Origin of the sequence: Rheinheimera oceanensis, assembly GCF_018831085.1 — a bacterium.
GTDB classification, from domain to species: Bacteria; Pseudomonadota; Gammaproteobacteria; order Enterobacterales; family Alteromonadaceae; genus Alishewanella; species Alishewanella oceanensis.
Genome location: NZ_JAGPNM010000001.1, coordinates 329,786 through 348,450, shown reverse-complemented (window position 1 = coordinate 348,450; position 18,665 = coordinate 329,786). Strand labels below are relative to the sequence as shown.

Genomic DNA, 18,665 nt, shown 5'->3' with positions numbered 1-18,665 from the left:
TTAATCTGATTGGCTTCATCATACCCTATGACAAGCCTTGTGAAAAACCTTCTTTCAGACTGCCGGTGCACATAAAAGTTCTCGGGCATTTGCCAGCGCACTGGCGCTGATATTTTCGCCAGCCAGCAAGCGTGCTATTTCGCTGATACGCTCTTCGTCGGCCAGCATGCGCATACGTGTTTCTGTGGCGATACCGTCAGTATACTTTTCTACAAACAGTTGCTGATGCCCCTGGCTGGCAACCTGCGGTAAGTGCGTAACACAAATAATTTGCGTGCTTTCACCCAACTGACGCAATAAACGGCCCACACCGGCCGCCACCGGGCCGCTGATGCCTACGTCTACTTCATCGAAAATAAGTGTCGGGGTAGTGACTTTGTCGGCCAGTATTACCTGTATAGCCAGGCTGATGCGTGATAATTCGCCGCCCGAAGCCACTTTATGCATGGCCTGCAACGGCTGGCCCGGGTTAGTGGATACCTGAAATTCAACAGCATCAATACCGCTGGCACTGGCCTGCCCGGTTGCCATAGTGGTTAGCTGTATTTCAAAGCGCGCATTTGCCATGCTAAGTTCATGCATGCTTTTACTGACCTGACGGCTAAGGGCACTGGCGGCCTGGCGGCGCTGTTCACTTAATTGCTCTGCCTGTGTCATATAGTTTAATTCGGCCTGCTCAATATCGGCAGCCAGTTGCACCAGGCGTTTGTCGTTGCCGGTAAGGGTGGCTAACTGCGCAGCCAGTTGTTGGTGTAGCGCGGGTAGGGCCTCATGGGCTACCTGGTGTTTACGCGATAAGTTCAGCCACAGGCCGAGGCGTTCATCTACCTGTGCTAAACGTTCCGGGTCCAGCTCAACTTTGTCGGCATAGCGGCGCAGTTCGCGGCTGGCTTCTTCGGTTTGTACCAGTGCATCGTTTAGCATTTGGGCTATGTTGTTCAGTGCCGGGTCCAGGGTTGCCAGCTGTTCTAACTGGGCAGTGGCTACAGACAGTGCCTGATAAATATTCTGCTGTTCGTCATCATACAGCAGCTGCAGGCACTGCTGGCTTTGGCTTAACAAGGTATTGCCGTGGCTTAAGCGGCTGTGTTCGGCTTCTAAATCGGGGTATTCATTTTCTTGTGGGGCAAAGTTATCCAGCTCGGCTACCTGATATTCCAGCAACTGGCGCTGGGCATCACGTTGCTGTTGTGATTGCTGTAATTCGCTGTATTCGCGCTGTAATTGCTGCCAGTTGCGCCAGGCATGGCGGGTGGCATCCAGTGTTGCACTGTTAGCGGCAAACGCATCCAGTAACTGGCGCTGGTAGTCGCTTTTTAGTAGTTGCTGGTGCGCGTGCTGGCCATGAATACTCAGTAAATGCTGGCCTAAGGCTTTAAGCTGCTGCGCCGGTACCTGTACGCCATTAATGTAGCCACGCGAGCGGCCCTCACTGTTTACTACGCGCCGTACAATGCACTCGTGGCCCATAGCGAGATCTTGCTCTGTCAGCCACTGCTGTGCGGCTTTAAGTTTACTGATATCAAAGCTGGCAACAATATCGGCTTTATCTGCACCGGGGCGCACTACGCTGGCATCGGCCCGCTCGCCCAAACACAATGATAAAGCGTCAATCGCAATAGATTTACCGGCACCGGTTTCACCGGTAATGGTAGACATACCACTGGCCCAATCAATTTCCAGCGCGCGGACAATAGCAAAATTACTGATATGCAGATGACACAGCATACGATGCTCCAACCTGAATAAAGTTACGCTACAGAACAACTGTGAAAAATAACAGTGTTTATTTATACAGTAACTTTATACAGGAATTGTACAATAGGCAAGCAGCGGTTTAATAAAGTTTGCTGCCCCAGCCCAATTTATTGCGTAGCACATGAAAGTAGCTATAACCCGGCGGATGCACCAACCTAAGTGGGGTGGGGTGCTTACGGATATAAATATCATCACCTGGCATTACCGCCAGAATAACGTGGCTGTCGCAGCTGATTTGCAGGTGGGCATCGTTAGTGCTGGCCACTTTAAGCCTGATTTCGCTATTGCCTGATACCACCAGCGGCCTGCTGCTTAACGTATGCGGAAACATAGGCACCAGGCTGACAGCGTCTAAATCGGGAGTCAGAATTGGGCCGCCGCCGGACAATGAATAAGCGGTAGAACCGGTTGGGGTGCTGATAATAAGGCCGTCGGAGCGCTGGCTGTAAACAAACTCATCATTGATGTAGGCTTCAAACTCAATCATATGCGCTACTTTATCGGCGTGTAGCACGGCTTCGTTTACGGCGCTGTTGCTGCTTTTTACCGTGCCGTGGCGGTGTACGGATATTTCCAGCAGGTTACGTTTTTCGGTAACAAAATTACCGGCCAGCACTTCGCTTAGTGGCTGCTGAAAGTTTTCCGGAGCCAAGTCGGTTAAAAAACCTAAATTACCACGGTTAACACCCAATACCGCCACATCAAACCTGGCCAGTACGCGTGCCGCACCCAGCATATTGCCATCGCCACCTACCACTATGGCCAGATCGCACTTTTTACCCAGCTCAACCAGATCAAGTATTTCTACACCCGGCAATGTAAGCGACTGGGCTACGCGTTCTTCAACGTAAACTTTTAGCCCCTGCTGTTGTAAAAAACTGTACAGGCTTAGCAGTGTATTATTAGCGCCCTGATGGTGTGGTTTGCCAATCAGGCCAACGGTGGTAAAGGCATGTTGCATAGCAGTTTCCTTTCAATGCGTTAGCGCAGTATAACGGCAGCATGCGTTGGACACTAGCGCCTTGTTTTACTTGAATTGGTGCTTATTGCCCCCATATCCAAGCTCAATGATAAAGTGAGTATGTTGCATGACGTTAGCCCTGAACCGATCTGAGTTGATTTTAAAGCTGATTGTTGAACAGTATCTGCTGGATGGCCAGCCTGTATCTTCAAAGTTGCTGGCGGATCATGCTCAACTGGCTGTTAGCTCGGCCACGGTGCGTAATACTATGATGGCGTTGGAGCAACAGGGCTTAATCCGTTCGCCGCATACCTCGGCCGGGCGTATTCCCACCACAGCGGGTATTCGTTTATTTATCGATAAAATGCTGCAACTGCAACCGCTGACCAGCATGTGGAATAATGAGTTACAGCGCAGGCTGACACCGCAGTTGCCGGTGTCGTTATTATGCCAGCAGGCCGGGCAGCTACTGACTAACCTTACCGGCTTTGTCGCTATTGTCAGTGCGCCTAAGGCTGATGGCCGTATTGTGCGGCAAATTGATTTAGTGCGCCTGGCCAGTGACAGGTTGCTGCTGGTGGTGATAGATGAAGACGGCGATATTTTGCACCGGGTGCTGCACTGCGAAAGTGCCATCGACAGCAACACATTAAGTAAAGTGCTGTGCTTGTTAAACGCGGCTTTGGGTGGCGGCGGGCAGTGGCAGGATGGTATTGAACGCCTTGGCAGCATAGTGCGTAACGAAACCGGTGTGTGTCAGCAACTATTGCAAAAAGTACTGGGGCAACTAAGCCTGGATGAGCTGCAACAGCATCAGCCGTTAATATACGGCCAGCACCAGTTATTGCTGGCGCCGGAATACCAGCAAAACCCTGCGCTGCAGCAGGTAATGCAAATGCTGGAGCAACCCGATGGCCTGATCCGTTTGTTGCAGAGCCTAACTCAGGATGATCAGCCTAAATTATTGCTGGGTAAAGAATCGGGTTTTATTGAACTGGCGAATGTCAGTGTCATAGTGCAGCGTTATCAACAACAGCCAAAACGTTTTATTGCTTTACTGGGGCCACGCAGAATGAATTACGCCCGGCTGATCCCGTTAGTGGAAGCCTGTGCGCGGCAATTAAATTTAAACTTGAATCGGCGCCAGGTATCCCCATAATACACCTACTTAATTTGGGAGTAGTAACACATGACAGAGCAACACCAGCCAAACGACAATACGCCAGAACAAGCTAATGAGCATGCCGATACAGTAGAGCTGTCGGGTGAGCAGGCAATTATTGCCAAACTTGAAGCCGAATTGGCTGATGCTAACGCCCGGGTGGCAGAGCAGCAGGATTTAATGCTGCGTATTAAGGCTGAATCTGAAAATGTGCGCCGCCGTGCCACGATGGATGTAGAAAAAGCCCACAAGTTTGCCCTGGAAAAATTTGCCGCTGACTTATTACCGGTGGTAGATAACCTGGAGCGGGCACTGGGCTTTATCAACCGTGAGGATGAAGCGTTAAAAGGGGTGGTTGAAGGCGTTGAGCTAACCCTGAAAAGCTTCCTGGATACGGTAGCAAAATACGGTGTAAACCAAATTGACCCGCAAGGCCAGCCATTTAACCCGGAGCACCATCAGGCGATGAGCATTCAGCCATCTGCTGATGTGGCGCCTAATACCGTTACCTTTGTTATGCAAAAGGGCTACGAGCTAAACGGCCGTTTATTACGCCCGGCAATGGTAGGTGTATCCAAAGCGCCGGACTAATAGTTATCGGGTGTAAAAAAAACCGGCTTTAATGCCGGTTTTTTTACAATAATTCCCGATATATATAAGCCGCCAGCGGATGCTGCTGGCGTTTTAAATCCTGCACAAAAAACTGCGCTATTTTGCTGGCGCCCTGCAGTGTCAGGTGGGTGTTATCTGTAGTGCCTGCCGGAAACTTTTGGTACAACCCCGGCGGTATCTGAATAAAATACGGTTGGCTGTTATCTTTGCCCTGCTGTTGCCAGAAATCACAGCTTTGCTGCTGTAAATCAAAAAAGCTGACTTTTGCTTGTTTGGCCACTTTGGCAGCTGCATTGGCGTAATCGGCTAAATCACGTTTTAAGCTGCCATCTTCGGCAAAGTTGCGCCGGCAAATTGAGCTGGCCAGCATGGGCGTGGCACCACGCTCACGCACATCGGCAATAAACTGCGTTAAGAACGTCTGATAATCACTGTCAAAAGCGGCGTAACGTGCCGGGTCTGACTCTTTTGAGTCATTATGGCCAAACTGGATCAGCACATAATCGCCTTTGCCAAGCTCGCTTAACAGTAATTGCCAGCGGCCTTCAGTCAAAAAGCGCCGCGTGCTGCGGCCATTGGCGGCATGGTTTACTACCGTTAGCTGTGGCAATAAAAATTGCGGCAGCAACTGGCCCCAGCCACGCTCGGGGTAAGCCAGATTGGGTTTATCCGACATGGTTGAGTCGCCCACCAGGTGCAGTTTTGCCGGTTTTATTTCAGTGGCTTGCGCCTGGCTAAGGCCAAAGCATAAAGCCAGGATCAGCAGAGACTTCATTTGTTATTCCTTATTTAGTTGCAGCAGCATTTTTACTTGTTGCTCCGGATCCCAGCGGCCGGCAAAAGTCCACTTTGCAGTAATTTGCTCCGGCGATAATTGTGATGGATGCGCCGCTAAATTAGCTTTAAGCCACGGATAAATAACCTGCTTGTTATCGCTGTGGCTAAAATAGTAGCGGTCGCCCCACAGGTTAGCGCGGTCGCGCTCTGGCTCGGTTGGGTAGGTGTGGCGGAATATCGGTTTGTCGGCCATATTCTGGCTGTACTGGTTATTAATCAGGTAAAACTGTGCGTCATAATGGCGCCGGCCCAGCATAAAGCCCGGCACGCCGTCAAAGCGCGAGTCGCGCACTACCATTTTTTGCTGCTCGTTTAATTCGCCGTCATGCCACAACGTTGCATAGGCTTTTTTATTAACAAAAGTGCTGTTACTGAAAAACGCCCAGCCACGCGGGCACACCATGTCGGTATGGCCTTCAAAGTAGCAGTTGTCGTGGTAATACATGCCGTCGGTTTTATTCCACAGGCTTAAGGTGTCGGCACCGCCGGCAATAATACGGCAGTTAGCGGTAATAATACGGGTTGCCTGCTCAAAGCCACGTACAGCAAACTGATGCTCGTTATCGCCGGTTAGTTCGCCATAACTGTTTACAATACTGATATTTAACAATGCAATGTCGCTGGCACGGATATTTACCACTGCCGCGCCCCAATCGCTGGGGTGCTGTTTTAACCAGTTTGTGCGCAGCTCTGCCACGCGAATTTCGGTTTTATCCGCACCTGCACCAATTAGCGCCACTTTATTGCGGGTGAGATAAATTTTTTCCGTATAGACGCCAGGGCCAATCTGAATAATGGCCTGAGTATCGTTGTCCGGCAGGCTGTTAATGGCCTGCTGAATACTGCGAAAGGGCGTATCGCCGCTTTGCGCCACTTGCAGGCGGATTATATCGGCGAAGCTGGTTGTGCTGATAAACAGCAGTAACAGGATGCAGAATGGAAAGGCTTTTTGCATATATTTGATTCCAAAAAAGCCGGTACCACAAGATTACCGGGGCAACATAGCGAGAATCGACTTGCCCTAAGCTAACCGTTGAAGGCATGGATGCCTGAGTCGAGCCCCCAGGGATGGGTTTACGGCGTGTTAGCGTGGGCAAGCCGGTTCGTGCCGAAGCATCAAAACCGGCTAAACACAAGAAGAAACTTAGTTAGTACCAAGCAGTTTGGCTATTTGCACACCGGCCATAATAAAGGGGCCGTTGGCTTTAGCGTCGTTACGAAATACCGGCTCACTCATATAATAGTGGTAGCTACCATCGCGGCCAAAGCCCAAACCGGCAACCTGGCAGGTATTAACTAAGCTTATGCTGTTATCCGGGTGTACCAGAATAAATTCATTTACCAGCCCTTGGTATGCTTTTACTGCGGTGGCTTTGTAGCTTGCATCCAGATAACCATTATTTATGCCTTTAGCAAAGAAGTAAGTAAACATGCTGCTGGCAGAGGATTCTAAATAGTTACCCGGTGCGTTGGGTTTATCCAGGATCTGATACCAGGTGCCGGTATCCGCATCCTGCACTTTTACCAGCGCTTCGGCCAGTTCTGCTGTCATATCCAATAGTGGTTGGCGTAATTCGGTTTGCTCTGCAGGGATAATCTCCAGCACATCTACCAGTGCCATTGCCAGCCAGCCTAAACCCCGGCCCCAGAACTGGCTTGCCAGGCCGGTGTCTTTATCGGCCCAATCCTGCTTACGGGCTTCATCCCAGGCGTGGTAATACAGGCCGGTGTTGGGGTCGCGCAGTTTGTCGCGGCTGATAGTAAATTCTTTTACCACTTCGTCAAAAGCATGGCCTTGCTCAAAGGTTTTGCTGTAATTAGCCAGAAAGGGCATGCCCATATATACGCCGTCCAGCCATAGCTGATGCGGGTAAATTTGTTTATGCCAGAAGGCGCCCTCAGAAGTGCGTGGGTGTTCGGCTAATTGTTTGCGCAGTAAATCCAGTGCCTGTTTATATTGTGGCTTGGGGTTGCGCTGGTATTCGCGCAGCAGCATATTGCCGCTGTTTAAACTGTCGATATTATGGTTACTGAGTTTATAGGTGCGGATATCACCGTCGCTGGTAATAAAGGAGTCAATAACGTCTGTCAGCACCTGCTGCCACTGGGCATTAGGTTTCACTTTAAGCAGGTCGTCATAGGCTTGCAGCTGTAAGCCGGTAGTGTATTCCCATTTGCTTGGGCGTTGGCGCTCGTAATCCCAGCCACCATAAGCATAGTAGGGTGTTTGCCGTACCATTTCGCTGGCAGCTAAACGCTCGCTCCAGTTTAACGCAACATCGGCAGTTAACGTCGCGGCCTTTTGTTGCTCAGACAGCGCTGTTTTAAGCGACAACCTGGGCGTTAGCGTAAGTTTTTCTACTTCCTGTTCAAGGTATTCAACAAACTCGGCTTCGGTTTTAATACCGCCCGGTTCACCATCCCAGGCCGAAAGAAAGTAATATTCCAGCTCGGTGCCTGATGGTGTCATTACTGCGACATGGCTGTTCTCATCGCCTGTCAGTTGTTTATTGGCGCCACGCTTATATAAAACGGCCATGCCGAGTTTATCGTTACCACCGGTCAGGGTTTGTTCGCCCCAGGTAGCCAGATATGTCCAGCTGTGGCCGGTAACTTCTGACTTACCATGCAGCACTTTGGTGTTGGGTAAGCGCACCAAACCAATGGCAATATTGTCCAGCGGCTCGGTTAAAGACAAGCGGGTATGCACCAGGCGGCTACCGGCAGTCATTGACAGGTTAGCGGTTAAGTTGGTGGTTTTGCCGGCAATTTGCCAGTCTTTATACTGAATTTGCAGTGCAGAATATAAAGCGCCGTTTTCAATTACTTTGGCGGTGTGGCCGCTGACCGTAGAAACCAGTTGCACCTTTTCACCGTCCCAGTAGCCGAAACCGCCGGCACCAAGCGATTTACCTACTTTAAGTAGGTCCATACCCCAGTCGGCCATTTCATGGTACGACTTATAACCATCCAGCCCTACCTGATGCAGCACCGGCTTGCCGGTTTTATTGCCAAACACATCAAAGCCGTTACGCCAGTCGAGATAAATACGGTAGCCGACTTTATCTGACTCTATGCCCGGGCCTTCGTAGCGGATCCACTCGGAATGATCGGTATACTGTGGCGGAGGAGTCAGCTCGGTGACGTTTTGAAACTCACCGCCAATGTATTTGCTGTCTTGCCACTGGCCGCCGGTTTTATGCGATATTTCTGCCTGAGTACGTTTGGCTAACTGCTGGGCGTTAAACAGTGCGGTATCGTTAAGGATCTGCAGTTGTTTTGTCTCAACGGCTGCAAAATCAAACTGTAATAACAGGCTATCTTTATTGCCATCGCCGTTGTGGTCAATAAGTTGTGACGGCACTGCATAGTCACCTTCCAGTGCCACTAATGCCTGAGCCTGGCTTGCTGTTATGCCAAGATCAGTAAATGGCAGCAGCAGGTTTTGCTCTTTGCGCTCAAATGTGGACGGGTTACTGACACTGAGGTTGGCAATGCTGCTGTCGTTACTGCTAACCGATTGTGGAGCCGTAGCAGAAGGTTGTGGCGAACAAGCGCTGACAACGGTAGCAATGCTGATACTTAACAAGGTTTTGCCAAAAAGAATGCGGGCCATAAGGTACCTGTTATTACAATTTGTATGTCCATGCTTAGTAAAACGGGCCTTCCGTGGCTCAGCGTTTTGCGGGAGAAATTAAAACCGCTATGCCGGAGCATAGCGGGTTGTGCCCGGAGGCGTTATCAGAACTTGTACTGAGCGCCTAGGTAGTACTGACGACCAGTGCTGTGGTAGTAGGTTAAGCGGTTGCCGCTTGAATCTACCCATTGATCATCTACTTCATCGGTCAGGTTAAGTGCTTCAAAGCTTATTTTCCAGTTATCGGTTAACTGGTAAGACATAGCCGCATCAATGTTACGGGTAGCGTTGGTGCCTTCCATATCGTTGTTATCACGGCCGATGGCGTTCGTCAGATATTTAGAACGATCAGTCAGTGATACACGGGCGCTGAATTTGTCATCTTCATAGTACAGGGTGGCGCTGCGGGTAGACTCTGACAAACCCTGTAAGTCGCGGGTGGCCAGAATCTGACCGTCAGCATTGATGTAATCCATCTGCGCTTTTACGTAAGTGTAGTTACCGATAAAGCCAAAACGGTCCCAGAACTCAGGTAAAAAGCTAAATGGCATCTGGTATTGCACTTCAAAGCCGTACAGGTTGCCACCTGGGCCATTTAGCGGCGTATTGGTTTGCCACTCTACGTTTTCATTACAATCCGGGCCATAACCAGGGCCGGCATTACAGGCATCAATGGCGGCCTGAATCGGTAAGCCGGTTTCGGTAAAGGGTTTGGTTTCACGCAGGCCCTGTACATAGCTGTCGATATCTTTACGGAATACCGCCACACCTAACAAAGATTCATTGTCAAAGTACAGCTCTAAGCCTAAGTCATAGGTTTTGGCTTTGGTGGGTTCCAGTGCCGGGTTACCACCGCTGATACTACGCGAGCCGCCGGATACTGATACAGACACGTTAGGGCGCAAACTACCTAAACCGGCACGGGCCATAACTTCGGCATAGCCAAAACGGATAATCACATCTTCTAACGGTTCAAACACCAGGTTCAGTGACGGTAAAAACTCGTTGTAATCGTGCTTGGCAGTAATCAACTCAGGTGTACCACCCAGCGTTGCCCAGGCAGTAGATGACTGATCGGTTTTAACATAGCGGCCGCCAACATCACCGCGAATGGTGGTATCGCCTACCTCTGTTTCAAATGCCAGCTGTAAATAAGTGCCTAAGGTTTTTTCTTCGGCTGAGTAGTTATCCACCCGGCGGTTATCAGTACTAACGGTGTAGAGTCCTGTATTGCTGTAAATATCATAAGCATTGGCAAACGCATTGAGGTTAGGTACCAGCCAGGCACCTTGTGAACCTACACCCGCGTTATAGCTGGTAATAAGATCTGTCGGCATGGCTAAATCCGGCGTACCTACCAAGCCGTTTTCACTGCCAAGACGTGCTTCGCGGGTTTCAAATTCAAACTTTTTATAATGTACGCCACCACGTAAGGTCAGATTATCGTTTAAGATGTATTCCAGATTAAGCCCGGCATTATCAAAAGTATTTTCTGCTCCCAGCGGGCGCATCCGCAGGCTGTTAATAGTCCAGCCATTAGCATCATAAGCACCGGCACCAAATAACAACTCAGGGTTATCGCGTTTGCCGCCGCGGTAGTCGTAGCTAAAATCCAGCCCGCCTTTTTGCATGACCACAGTAGTTTGAATCGGGTTATCAAATTCAGACTTAGCCCGACCCACCATGGCATCAATTTTCAGGTTATCGGTTAACTGATGCTGGCCGCTTAGGGTAAATTGCAAAAAGTCTGTAGACAGCTCATCGTAACGCAGCTCGTTGCGTACCAGCGCATTTTCAAATGAAGCATAGGTTACGGTGTTAGTGTTATCAATTTCATAGTCCAGTACATTCATGCCGCCGGTAGTGCTGCCGGGGGCCGTAGCCAGAGTTGGGCGGTTAGCCCCGGCATTAAGGATACCTTGCATAAAGGCCTCCTGGCGGGTTGAATCATCTTTAGAGTACAAAATATCCAGGTTAAAGCGGGTTTCACTGCTGGGGCGGAATTCAAATGCTGCGGCCATACCGGTGCGTTTTACGTTGTGCTCGTAAGAGTCGTAACGTGGTAAGCGTGGCCGGAACGCATCGTTAATTTCCTGTAATTCAGGTGCCTGGCTGTCGCCACGGTATGTACCAAAGTCATTAACATTATTCCAGCGTACTGTGCTGGCACCTTCATCTTTAATATTACGCTCTGAGTACGCAGCCGAAAACAGTACGCCAAATTTGCCGTCGGCAAAAATATTGCTGACTAAAAATGAGCCTTTAGGGTCTACTTCTTCCGATAAATCGTTATAGCCACCCTGTACGTTAGCGGCAAAGGTAAAGCCGTCATAGTCGAATGGCCGCGCTGTACGCAGGTCTACCGTGGCACCCAAAGAGCCTTCTTCTACGTTGGCAGAGGCCGTTTTACGCACTGTCAGTTCGCTGAATAAATCAGATGAGAAGGTATTAAAGTCAAAGCCACGGCCACGGTTAGCGCCGCCAATCTGGTCGGTACCGCCGCTGGTAGATTGGGCTTCCATACCGTTAATGCGTACGCGGGTAAAATCCGGGCCTAAGCCACGCACTGAAATCTGCCGGCCTTCGCCGGCAACACGGCTAATGGCTACGCCGGGAATACGCTGTAAAGATTCTGCTAAGTTAAGATCCGGGAAGTCAGCAATATCTTCAGCTTTAATAGTGTCGGTAGAGCCGGTTTCAAAACGTTTCTGGTTTAAAGCACTGGCCAGGCTGCCACGAAAGCCACCGGTTACGGTAATAACTTCAATGTCTTGTTCCTGTACCTGTGCTGTTGGTTGCTCTTCGGCTTGCTGTGCCTGCAGTGCCGGAGCAGTGCCAAGCACAGTAGCTAAACCGGCCAGCGTAAGCGCGCGCACCAGTTTAGTGGGGCGGAATTGCGTGTTGCGATAAGCCATTTTATATACCTCGTCCTGAATTGACTTGTAGTTTTAGCCTGAGTCATGCCCCGGCTTTTTGTGTTTTTTCAGGAGCAAAGTGACTTTGCTCCCTGTTGATTTGCTTGTTTCGTATTCAGCCTATATGCTTTGTCTACCGGTGGCAAAAAAAACTTGCAATTTTGTGCCACCGATGGCAAAAAGCTAACACCATCAACTAAAATCTGTCAATTATTGGCGATAATAAAATCAGCCTAATTTGTAAGTAAAACTCGCCAATGCGACTTAACTGATTGATTAATTGATATTTTAGAGTTGTTTCGAATTTTAGTTTTGTTCCATATATGAACGAAATGTCGTGATGACAACGTTTATTTAAACGCAGGAGGCCATTATGGCAGCATTATTTTCTCTCGCCGGGCAAACCGCTTTGGTTACCGGCGCCAGCCGTGGTTTGGGCCAGGCTATTGCTGTAGCACTGGCACAGGCCGGTGCCAAAGTGTTGTGTGCCAGTTCAACCGTTGCAGGCAGCCGCGACACAGTAGCAATGATCACCGAACAAGGCGGAGCAGCCATTGGTTTAGCGGCAGATTTAAGTAACGAAGCCGAGGTAGAACAATTAGCGCAGCAGGCGTTGGCGCAAGGCGCAGTTGATATTCTGGTGAACTGCGGCGGTACTATTTTTCGTGCCCCGGCGCATCAGTTCCCGATGAGCGAATGGCACAAAGTCATTGCGGTAAACTTAGACGCGGCTTTTTTACTTAGCCAGCGTTTAGGTGCACAGATGATTAAGCGCCGGCAGGGTAAAATTATTAATATCGCCTCAATGCTGTCGTACAGCGGCGGTATTACTGTGCCTGCTTACACCGCCAGCAAACATGCTATTGCCGGTGTAACGAAAGCACTGGCCAACGAATGGGCACAACACAATATTCAGGTTAATGCTATCGCGCCGGGTTATTTCCGTACCGACAACACCGCTGCACTGCAGGCCGATACCGAGCGTAATGCAGCTATTACTGCGCGTATTCCGGCGGCCCGCTGGGGTGAGCCGGAAGATTTAGCCGGTGCTGCGGTATTTCTGGCGTCACATGCCAGTAATTATGTTAATGGCCATGTACTGGCAGTAGATGGCGGCTGGCTGGCGCGCTAAACAATTTATTTTTTAACTGAGGTTTTTATGACTGTTTTATTTGAAAGCCGTTACCCGACACATCCGGATGACGTAAAGCATTATGACACTGACGAGCTGCGCCAGCATTTTCTGGTAGATAACCTGATGCAGGCTGACAAACTGGTGCTGTGCTACACCCATTACGAGCGCGTTATTGTTGGCAGTGCTGTGCCGGTAAAAGCTGCAGTAAAACTTGATGCGCCAGAGCCGCTTAAAGCGCAGTTTTTTCTGCAGCGCCGCGAGTTGGGTATTATCAACGTTGGTGGCACCGGTAAAGTGTCGGTAGATGGCACAGATTACGAGCTGAAAAACACCGAAGCGCTGTACGTTGGCATGGGTGCGCGCGAGGTAAGTTTTCATAGCAGCGACAGCGCCAAGCCGGCCAAATTCTATTTAAATTCTGCCCCGGCGCATCATGCGTACCCAACTAAACACCTGACAATGGATAATTGCACTGTGCTGCAAATGGGCGCACTGGAAACCTCGAACGAGCGCGCTATTCATCAGCTGATGATTAACGATGTGGTGCAAACCTGCCAGTTGCAAATGGGCTTAACCGTGCTGAAACCCGGCAGTGTATGGAACACCATGCCGGCGCACCAGCACGACCGCCGGATGGAAGCGTATTTCTATTTTAACCTCGGTGATGATCAGCGCGTGTGTCACTTTATGGGCCAGCCACAACAAACCCGGCATATCTGGGTAGCGAATGAGCAGGCGGTAGTGTCACCGGCATGGTCTATTCACAGTGGTTGCGGCACCAGTAATTATGCCTTTATCTGGGGCATGGCCGGTGAAAACCTGGATTACCACGATATGGATAAATTTCCCGCCAGCGCTATGAAATAGCGTTGGTGTTACGCTGCCACTGGCAGCTGTTTCTGAGTAAGGCATGCGTTCAGATATGTCACTCAACAGGGTAGGACGAGTTATGAAAAATTTCACCCGGCAGGCTTGCGCCATGCTGCTGACCAGCCTTGCGCTACTGGCAGGCTGCAAGCCACAGCAGGATATTACCACTTTACGGTTGGCGCATGCGCTGGATCAGGAGCATGTAGTACACAAAGCCATGGTGCTGATGGGCAAGCGCCTTGAGCACTACTCCAACGGCACTATGCGGATTGAGATCTACAGCGGCGGCCAGCTTGGCAATGAACGCGAATTAGTTGAGCTGCTGCAAATTGGCAGCCTGGCAATGACGAAAGTATCGGCCAGCTCTGTAGAAAGCTTTGTACCGCAAATGCGCGTATTTAGTGTGCCCTATATTTTTAATGACAACGCCCATTTATGGCAGGTGCTAAACAGTAAAACCGGCACTGAATTGCTGATGGCGTTGCAACCTGCGCGTTTACGTGGCCTGGGCTACTATGACGCCGGTAGCCGCAGCTTTTACTCTACCAATACTGAAATTAATACCCCGGCTGATTTACGCGGCAAAAAATTCCGCGTGCTGGCCAGCCAAACTGCTGTGCGGATGGTTACTGAGTTAGGTGGTGCTGCCACACCAGTAGATTGGGGTGAGCTGTATACCGCTTTGCAGCAAGGCGTAGTAGATGGGGCAGAAAATAACCCGCCAAGTTTTTATTTATCGCGCCATTATGAATTAAGCAAATACTACACCCTGGATGAACATACCTCAGTGCCGGATGTACTGATTGTCAGCCTGCCGGTATGGCAGGATTTAACACCACAGCAGCAGGAATGGCTGCAGCGCGCTGCTAATGATTCAATCGTCTACCAGCGTGAAGCCTGGCAGCAATCATCAGACGAAGCACTGGCCGCCGTAAAAGCGGCCGGTGTAAAGGTAATTTACCCGGATAAACAGCCGTTTCGTGATGCGGTTGCGCCGTTTCATCAAAGCCTGCAACAAACCGATATTGGCCCCTTACTACAGCAAATAGCCGATATTGGCGCGCAAATGGAGGCAAAAGATGACTAAGTTAATCCACCTTGTTGACACCTTACTGAAGTGGTTTCTGGCCGGGCTGATGGGCGCAATAGTGCTGGTGGTGTGCTGGCAGGTTGTGTCGCGCTACATACTAAACGCGCCCAGTTCAGTTACGGAAGAATTGTCGCGTACCCTTCTGATCTGGATCGGTATGGTAGGGGCTGCGTTTGCTTACCGCACCGGTGTGCATCTGGGGCTGGATATTGTTACCCGTCGCTTTAATGCTGCGCTGCAAAACAAACTGGCAATGGTGTTAACAGCATCGGTAGTTATTTTTGCCATTGCCGTAATGGTTATTGGTGGCGGTAACCTGGTAGCACTGACCTGGGAGCTAAACCAGATGTCAGCCGCGTTGGGTATTAAAATGGCTTATATCTATATCGCTGTACCGCTGTCGGGTGTGCTGATTGCGTTTTATGGTATTTGCCAGCTGTATTTTATGGCTTGTAACAAACCAACGCCGGTAGTAGAGGGGATACACTAATGGAAATGGCAATTCTGGTTTTACTGCTGGTGTTTTTCGGCTTGTTGCTGCTTAACGTGCCGATATCATTTTGTATTGGCCTGGCAACGCTGGCCACTATGTTGCTTAGTATCGACTTTATGCCCGCTGTTACTACCATGGCACAGCGTATGGCCGGTGGCATTAACAGCTTTGCGCTGCTGGCGATTCCGTTTTTTGTGCTATCGGGGCTGATTATGGGCCGTGGCGGCATTGCCAAGCGGTTAATTGAATGCGCTATGGCGCTGGTGGGCATGCTACCGGGTGGCCTGGCACTGGTTAATGTGATGTCCTGTATGTTTTTCGGTGCTATCTCAGGTTCTGCCGTAGCAGCAACCTCGGCTATAGGTAGTTTTATGCTGCCGGAGATGAAAAAGCAGGGCTATGACGTAAACTACAGCGCTGCTGTAACTGCGGCCGCAGCAACTACCGGTATGCTTATTCCGCCGAGTAATATTTTAATTGTGTATGCCATTGCCAGTGGTGGTGTATCCATTGCTGCCTTATTTATTGCCGGTTATTTGCCGGGCATTTTGCTTGGCGTGTCGTTAATGATTGTCTGTGCCGGTTACGCCAAAATAAAAGGCTACCCATTGGGCGCTCGCTTGCCGTTAAAGCTGGTGGTACAAAAAGTAGCTGCTGCGGTCCCCAGCTTGTTTATGATATTTCTGGTGATTGGCGGTATTGTCAGCGGCGTATTTACTGCTACTGAGGCTGGCGCTATTGCTGTGGTGTATTCGCTGATCCTGGCGGTGGGCATTTACCGTGAAGTTAAAACCACTGAACTGCCGGGTATTTTGATGAAAGCAGCAGAAACCACTGCCATCGTGCTGGCGCTTATTGCCACTTCATCGGCTATGTCATGGATTTTATCTTACGAGCAAATTCCGCAGGCCATTAGTGCCGGCATGCTGACAATCAGTGAAAATCCGCTGTTAATTTTATTGATGATTAATCTGATTTTACTGCTGGTGGGTGCCTTTATGGATATGACCCCGGCAGTGCTGATTTTTACCCCCATTTTTCTGCCGGTAGCGGTAGAGCTGGGCATGAGCCCGCTGCATTTTGGCATTATGATGGTACTTAATTTATCTATCGGTCTGGTATCACCGCCGGTGGGCAGTGTGCTGTTTGTTAGTTGTGCTATTGCCAAAACCAAGCTTGAAGCCATTATCCGGCCGTTAATGCCGTTATATCTGGCAATGTTTGTGGTGCTGATGCTGGTCACTTATGTGCCGGCAATCAGTGAGTGGTTACCAAAGCAGTTTGGCTTTTAACCGGTTTGTTTCTTAACCAACTTGGTTTTCAACAGATCCTAAACTCAGGAGTTAACCGATGGTAAGCTACGTGATCCCCAATCTGGCCAACGCCTGCCGCATTCTGTCACTGGTGACAGAGTCGGACCAGGGCCTGAGTTTAACCGAGCTGGAACAGCGTTTAGCGGTACCCCGCACCACGGCGTTTCGCATTTTACAAACCCTGTGCCAGGAGCAGGTGCTGGAAAAACACGGCAAGCGCTATCTGGTGGGGGCGCAGTTGTTTAAAATGGGCCTGAGTTTATTAAGTTCGCAGCGCCTGCAGCAACAAGCCTTACCCATGCTGCAGCAACTGGCGCTAACTACCGGTTTAAGCTGCCATCTGGCATTACCACATGCCAAAGGCGCTTTGCTGGTAGAAGTGTGCGATAGCCCTAATCCGCAACGTTTAGCCGCAAGGCCGGGTACCATAGCCGATTTTAACTGCTCTGCTGCGGGTAAAGTGTTTTTGGCATTTCATCATTTTGACAGGTTAACGGCATTAGCCGAAGCCGGGTTGTTTAAGCGGCGCACTTCGCACAGTCTGGTGCAGCCAAATGAATTAACAACAGAGTTGCAGCGGATACTGGCACGCGGTTATGCTAGCGACGATATGGAATACCATGACGACGTGCGCTGTCTGGCGGTACCAATCCGCGACAGCCAGGGGGTGGTAGTGGCTGCTGTCGGTGTTACCGGGCCACTGGTGTTGTTTGCCAAAAAAGCCCCAACCGATCTAATCGCCAGCGTAAAGCAAACAGCGATCGATATCGCACTTTGTACTTACAGGCCGCAACTGGTCGCTAACAGTGCGCGTGGTCAATAAGATGAGACTTATGCAAAAACAAGCCACGATAAATGATGTTGCCCGTATTGCCGGTGTATCCAAACGCACGGTATCACGGGTTATTAACGGTTCGCTTAGTGTCGGTGACACTACCCGCACCCGGGTAGAAAAGGTCATCAGCGAGTTAAAATATTCGCCTAATACCCAGGCGCGGGGGCTGGCATCCAGCCGTTCATACCTGCTTGGCCTTATTTACGACAACCCCGATGCGCTTTATCTGGATGACGTACAACGTGGTGTGCTGGAAGTATGTTCTAATCTGGGCTACGAACTGGTAGTACATCCGTGCCGCTATCGCAGTGAAACGCTGCTGCAGGACTGCCTGCGTTTTATGCAGCGCTCAAAACTCGATGGCGTTATCGTATTGCCGCCGGTGTCGGAATCTGAAACGCTGGCGCAGGCGTTAAAAGAGTCGGGTAGTGCTTATGTACGTTTAAGCTCTGTGGCGTTGGATGAAGCCAAACACATAGTCGTGTCAGACGACAGAGCTGCAGCTGCTGAAATGGCGCGTTATTTTGCTCAGTTGGGGCATGAGCATATTGCCTTTATCAGCGGGCCGCAGCGTTATAAATCGTCAACCGAGCGGATGGAAGGCTTTCAGCTCGGGCTATCGGCCTATGGCATTAAACTGCAGCCAGACTGGATTATTGAAGGTAATAATACCTACGAAACCGGTATTGAATGTGCGCGCCAGCTGCTGCAGGCAGAAGAAAAGCCCACTGCTATTTTTGCCAATAATGACCAGATGGCCGCCGGGGTATTAAAGGTAGCACACAGCCTGGGGATTAAAGTGCCGGAGCAGTTATCGGTAGCCGGTTTTGATGACAATATGCTGGCCTCGCGGGTGATACCGGCATTAACCACCATAAAAAGGCCGGTGCGGCAAATGGCGCTACTGGCTACCAGTAAGCTGATTATGTCGATAGAAAACAACGACAAAGCGGCCTCTAACGTTGCAGCAAAAGTGGCGCCAACTCTGGTAGTGCGTGAGTCAACAGCCAGAGTAGCCGGTAGCAGCGACTAAGCGGTTTTATTCAG

General features: G+C 50.2%; 15 protein-coding genes. 9 read left to right on the top strand and 6 right to left on the bottom strand.

Annotated elements, in window-relative coordinates:
• Positions 1-54: 54 nt before the first annotated feature.
• Both recN and nadK read right to left on the bottom strand, forming a co-directional pair.
• Positions 55-1,728 (bottom strand): DNA repair protein RecN, encoded by a 1,674-nt coding sequence (gene recN / locus J3B89_RS01590; RefSeq protein ID WP_215395762.1) that lies wholly within the window; start codon positions 1,726-1,728, stop codon positions 55-57.
• A 109-nt stretch (positions 1,729-1,837) separates the two neighbouring features.
• Entirely contained in the window at positions 1,838-2,719 is an 882-nt protein-coding gene (nadK, locus tag J3B89_RS01585; RefSeq protein WP_215395761.1) for an NAD(+) kinase, read from the bottom strand.
• A 127-nt stretch (positions 2,720-2,846) separates the two neighbouring features.
• Here nadK and hrcA point away from each other — a divergent pair, with 127 nt between their 5' ends.
• Complete coding sequence (hrcA, locus tag J3B89_RS01580) at positions 2,847-3,878, top strand: heat-inducible transcriptional repressor HrcA (RefSeq protein WP_215395760.1); 1,032 nt, start codon at positions 2,847-2,849, stop codon at positions 3,876-3,878.
• Positions 3,879-3,908: 30 nt separating this feature from the next.
• Entirely contained in the window at positions 3,909-4,472 is a 564-nt protein-coding gene (gene grpE, locus J3B89_RS01575; RefSeq protein WP_215395759.1) for a nucleotide exchange factor GrpE, read from the top strand.
• 43 nt (positions 4,473-4,515) lie between these two features.
• On the opposite strand, the gene J3B89_RS01570 is transcribed toward grpE, so the two are convergent.
• The 4 genes from J3B89_RS01570 to J3B89_RS01555 form a co-directional block, all read right to left on the bottom strand.
• The gene (locus J3B89_RS01570; RefSeq protein ID WP_215395758.1) at positions 4,516-5,268 is read right to left on the bottom strand and encodes a rhamnogalacturonan acetylesterase; all 753 of its coding nucleotides are present in this window, start codon (positions 5,266-5,268) and stop codon (positions 4,516-4,518) included.
• Positions 5,269-5,271: 3 nt separating this feature from the next.
• Entirely contained in the window at positions 5,272-6,285 is a 1,014-nt protein-coding gene (locus J3B89_RS01565) for a pectinesterase family protein (protein WP_215395757.1), read from the bottom strand.
• A 189-nt stretch (positions 6,286-6,474) separates the two neighbouring features.
• A complete protein-coding gene (locus tag J3B89_RS01560) occupies positions 6,475-8,946 on the bottom strand; it encodes a glycoside hydrolase family 88 protein (protein WP_215395756.1) in 2,472 nt (823 codons plus the stop codon).
• A 125-nt stretch (positions 8,947-9,071) separates the two neighbouring features.
• Complete coding sequence (locus J3B89_RS01555) at positions 9,072-11,882, bottom strand: TonB-dependent receptor (protein ID WP_215395755.1); 2,811 nt, start codon at positions 11,880-11,882, stop codon at positions 9,072-9,074.
• 373 nt (positions 11,883-12,255) lie between these two features.
• Between J3B89_RS01555 and J3B89_RS01550 the strand changes: the two genes are divergently transcribed.
• The 7 genes from J3B89_RS01550 to J3B89_RS01520 all read left to right on the top strand — a co-directional run bounded on the left by J3B89_RS01550 (position 12,256) and on the right by J3B89_RS01520 (position 18,651).
• On the top strand, positions 12,256-13,014 hold the full coding sequence (locus J3B89_RS01550; RefSeq protein ID WP_251372156.1) for an SDR family oxidoreductase: 759 nt from the start codon (positions 12,256-12,258) through the stop codon (positions 13,012-13,014).
• A 27-nt stretch (positions 13,015-13,041) separates the two neighbouring features.
• Positions 13,042-13,884: a 5-dehydro-4-deoxy-D-glucuronate isomerase gene (kduI, locus tag J3B89_RS01545; RefSeq protein WP_215395754.1), complete on the top strand. Its 843-nt coding sequence runs from the start codon at positions 13,042-13,044 to the stop codon at positions 13,882-13,884.
• Between the two features lie 82 nt (positions 13,885-13,966).
• A complete protein-coding gene (locus J3B89_RS01540) occupies positions 13,967-14,974 on the top strand; it encodes a TRAP transporter substrate-binding protein (RefSeq protein WP_215395753.1) in 1,008 nt (335 codons plus the stop codon).
• Positions 14,967-15,467 carry a TRAP transporter small permease gene (locus J3B89_RS01535; protein ID WP_215395752.1) on the top strand — a complete coding sequence of 167 codons (501 nt, stop codon included), beginning with the start codon at positions 14,967-14,969 and terminating at the stop codon, positions 15,465-15,467. Before J3B89_RS01540 ends, J3B89_RS01535 begins: the two co-directional genes overlap by 8 nt.
• Complete coding sequence (locus tag J3B89_RS01530) at positions 15,467-16,762, top strand: TRAP transporter large permease (RefSeq protein WP_215395751.1); 1,296 nt, start codon at positions 15,467-15,469, stop codon at positions 16,760-16,762. The genes J3B89_RS01535 and J3B89_RS01530 overlap by 1 nt, the downstream gene beginning before the upstream one ends.
• A gap of 58 nt (positions 16,763-16,820) precedes the next feature.
• Positions 16,821-17,606, top strand: coding sequence for an IclR family transcriptional regulator (locus J3B89_RS01525; protein WP_215395750.1), 786 nt, complete (start codon positions 16,821-16,823; stop codon positions 17,604-17,606).
• Positions 17,607-17,616: 10 nt separating this feature from the next.
• Positions 17,617-18,651: a LacI family DNA-binding transcriptional regulator gene (locus tag J3B89_RS01520; RefSeq protein WP_251372154.1), complete on the top strand. Its 1,035-nt coding sequence runs from the start codon at positions 17,617-17,619 to the stop codon at positions 18,649-18,651.
• Positions 18,652-18,665: the final 14 nt, after the last annotated feature.